The 3,626-nt window shown below is 78.0% G+C and carries 3 protein-coding genes; 2 read left to right on the forward strand and 1 reads right to left on the reverse strand.

All coding sequences use genetic code 11. The annotated features are described in order from the left end of the window. Positions 1–142 precede the first annotated feature (142 nt). On the forward strand, positions 143–727 hold the full coding sequence (locus ACI8AR_RS23700; protein WP_457053179.1) for an AAA family ATPase: 585 nt from the start codon (positions 143–145) through the stop codon (positions 725–727). Here ACI8AR_RS23700 and ACI8AR_RS23705 read toward each other — a convergent pair. Then, complete coding sequence (locus tag ACI8AR_RS23705; RefSeq protein WP_457053180.1) at positions 675–3,233, reverse strand: HAD-IC family P-type ATPase; 2,559 nt, start codon at positions 3,231–3,233, stop codon at positions 675–677. The genes ACI8AR_RS23700 and ACI8AR_RS23705 overlap by 53 nt on opposite strands. Positions 3,234–3,244: 11 nt before the next feature. Here ACI8AR_RS23705 and ACI8AR_RS23710 point away from each other — a divergent pair. Beyond that, on the forward strand, positions 3,245–3,626 hold a 382-nt coding region (locus tag ACI8AR_RS23710; protein ID WP_457053181.1), incomplete at its 3' end, for an ATP-binding protein.

Below are 3,626 nucleotides of genomic sequence, written 5' to 3' on the forward strand. Positions count from 1 at the left end.
TCCTCCGTTGGGGAGGACGGCGCCGCGCTGCACCCCGGTCCCCGCGCACGCGGGGCGGCTGCGCGGGACGCCGCGCCGGTACCGTCCGCCGCTCCGCCGGAGCGCACGCCCCGCGACGGCCGGCGCCCGGAGGAGGAGACCCGTGACCACCACCCTGCCGATGACGCGGCCCGACGACCGCCCACCGGCGCCGGCCCGCACGCTGGTCGTCGTCGGCGGCCTGCCCGGCAGCGGCAAGACCACGCTGGTGCGGCGCGTGCTCGGCGACGGCGTCCCGGGCGTGGCCGCGGTCGACTCCGAGGACGTCGCCGCCCGCTGGCGCACCGGCTCGCGGGTGCCCTACCGCCTGGTGCGCCCGCTGGTGCACACCGCGCACCGGCTGCGCGTCCTCCGGGTGCTCGCCGGCCCCGCGCCGGTCGTCGTCCTCACCGACCCGTGGACCAGCCGCTGGTGGCGCCCGGTGGTGCTGCGGGCGGCCCGCCGGGCCGGGCGCGCGGTCCGGCTGGTGCTGCTCGACGTCTCCGCCGCCGACGCCGCCGAGGGCCAGCGGATCCGCGGCCGCCGCATCCCCGAGGGCCGGATGCGCCGGCACGCCGGCCGGTGGGACCGCTACCGCGCCGCGGGCCCGGTGCCCGGGGAGGTGCTGGTCGTCGACCGGCCGCGGGCGGCCGCGCTCACCCTCGCCGAGCTCCTGGGTCCCGTGACCCCGGCGGCTGCAGCGGGCTGACCACCCCGGTCAGGCCCAGCGCCCGCTCGAGCAGCCGGAACCGGTAGGCCGCGGTGAGCACCGCGAACCAGAGCACCAGCGCCGGGAGCACGGTCTCGAACACCGGGTCGGCGGCCTCGGTGAGCCCGAAGTAGGTGGTGAAGGCCGGCCAGAACAGCCCGGCGGAGAACACCACCACCAGCGCGAGGACCAGCAGCGCCGGGCGGCGGTCGCCGTCGGGGCGGGTCCAGGCGGCGAACCACCGGGTGGGCGGCTTGAGGAACAGGATGAGCAGGAACGCGGCGTAGGAGACGAACGTCGACAGCGCGGTCTGCGCGCCGATCGTGGCCGCGGCCTCGGCGAAGCCCACGTCGTCGGAGGACACGCCGGTGTAGGCCTCGAAGTCCTCGACGACGAAGGAGGGGACGGCGTCGTCGGTGAACCCCTGCAGCAGGTCGGTGTAGTGCCGGGCGTAGACGGCGACCCCGCCGGCCGCGGTCACCAGCACCGCCGGCACGACGAACCGCCACAGCGTGGTCAGCAGGTGCGGGTCGGGCGGGGAGGGGCGGGCCCAGGCGGTGAGGAACAGCGTCGGGACGCCGACGGTGAGAAGGGTCAGCCCCACGTTCGCCGGGGAGTAGGGGAAGCCCAGCCCGAGCATGGTGACGGCGAGGATGACCAGCCCCTGGGTGCCGACGCGGGCCAGGAACACCTGCATCGAGGTGCTGATCCCGGTGATGATCCGGCGGCCCTCGTGCGCCGCGGGCAGCAGCGCGGCCAGCGAGTCGCCGGTCAGCACGATGTCGGCGACGTCGCGGGTGACCGCGCTGCCGCTGGCCATCGCCACGCCGACGTGCGCCCGCTTGAGCGCGCGGGCGTCGTTGACGCCGTCGCCGACCATGGCCACGTAGCCGCCGGCCCGGCGCAGCGCGTCGACCAGCCGCTCCTTCTGCTCCGGGGCGATCCGCCCGAACACCGTCGTCCGCGCGACGACGTCGTCGAGCTGCGCCTCCGGCAGCCCCGCCAGCGCCGGGCCGGCCACCGGCTCGCCGGGCTCCAGGCCCGCCTGCCGCGCCAGCGCCGCCACCGTGGCCGGGTCGTCGCCGGAGACCACCTTGACCGCGATGCCGTCCGCGGTGAGCCGGGCGAGGGTGTCCACGACGCCGGGGCGCAGCTCGTCGGCCAGCGCGACGACGGCCAGCGGCTCCAGGGCCGGCAGCCGCGCCCGGCCGGCGCCGTCGCGCAGCGGTGCGTCCCGGCCGGCGCGGGCGAGCACCAGCACCCGCAGCCCCCGCCCGGCCAGGTCGCGCACGGGGACGCCCAGCGGCTCGCCGGACAGCCGCGGCGCCAGCGTGTCGGGGGCGCCGAGCACCAGCACGGCGTCGGCGGTGCGCAGCGCGCTCCACCGCAGCGCGGAGGAGAACGGCACCTCCTCGGCGACGGGCCCCGGCTCGCCGGGCAGCGCCGCGGCCAGCGCCGCCGTCGTCAGGTTGCCCGCGGCGGCGCTGCGGGCCATCGACCCCAGCAGCCGCTCCACCTCGACGGCCGGCAGCGGCCCGGCCGGCCGCACCTCCGCCAGCGACAGCCGGCCGGTGGTGAGCGTGCCGGTCTTGTCGGTGCAGACGACGTCGACGTTGCTCACCGACTCCACCGCGTTCACCTGCTGCACCAGCGCGCCGCGGCCGGCGCTCTTGGCCGCGCCGACGGTGTAGGCGACCGCGACGAGGAAGAACAGCCCGTAGGGGACCAGCCCGGACAGCACCGCGGTGGTCTGCACGGTCCGCACCAGGGTGAAGCCCTCGAGCGCGGCCTGCGCCAGGATCGTCACGCTCATCAGCAGCACGAGCAGCATGACCAGCCGGACGACGAAGTCGATCCGCCGCTGCAGCGGGGTGCGGTCGGTGGAGGCCCGGCGCGCCTCGGCGGTCAGCCGCCCGGCGTAGGACGCCGCGCCGACCTCGCGGGCCAGCTGGGCGCCCTCGCCGCCGACGACGAACGAGCCCGACAGCAGGTCGTCGCCGGGCTCCCTGGGCAGCGCCTCGGACTCCCCGGTCAGCAGCGACTCGTCCACCTCCAGCCGCCCGGCGAGGACCGGCCCGTCGACGACGACCTGCCCGCCCGGGCGCAGCCGCAGCACGTCGCCGAGCACGACCTCCTCCGGCGGCACCTCGGTGTCGGCGCCGTCGCGGACCACCGTCACCGTGCCGCGCGCGAGCAGCTGCAGCCGGTCGAGCTTGCGCTTGGCGCGGATCTCCTGCACCGCGCTGATCGCGGCGTTGACCAGCCCGAGGCCGACGCTGGTGAACGCGTCGCTGTACCGGCCCAGCGCCAGCAGCGCCGCGCCGATGGTGAACAGGATGACGTTGAAGGAGGAGAAGACGTTGGTGCGCAGGATGACCGCGTAGCTGCGCGAGGACGCGCTGACCGCGACGTTGCCCTCGCCGCGCCGGTGCCGCGCCCGCGCCTCGGCCGCGGTCAGGCCCGCCGGCGCCGCGGGAGGGGTCAGGTCGGCGGTCCCCGTCGTCATCACCCCCGAGCCTGACAGCCGGGACGGCGGGCGGCGCGGCGGAGCACGCAGGACCCCGCCGGCTCCCGCGCCGCGTCCAGGGAGCGCGCAGCTCCGGCGCGGCGCGCTCGCGGGGCGGCGGCAGCACCGGCCTGGGGCTGGCGATCGCCGCGGCCGTGGTGGCCGGGCACGGCGGGACCGTCGGCGTGGACAGCCGGCCCGGGCGGACGGTGTCCACCGAGCGGCTGCCCGGCGCCGCCGTCGCCGAGCCCGCGGACGACGACGCGCTCGAGCCGGCCGGCGGCGTCCGCGCACGATCAGCCCGCCTGATCATGCTGCGTCCTGGGGCCCCCCCCCCCCGCGTCCCCCCCGCCGCGCGGGGTTCCACGAACCCAAACGCGGGGCCCACGCGCC

Source organism: Geodermatophilus sp. SYSU D01036 (genome assembly GCF_054050435.1).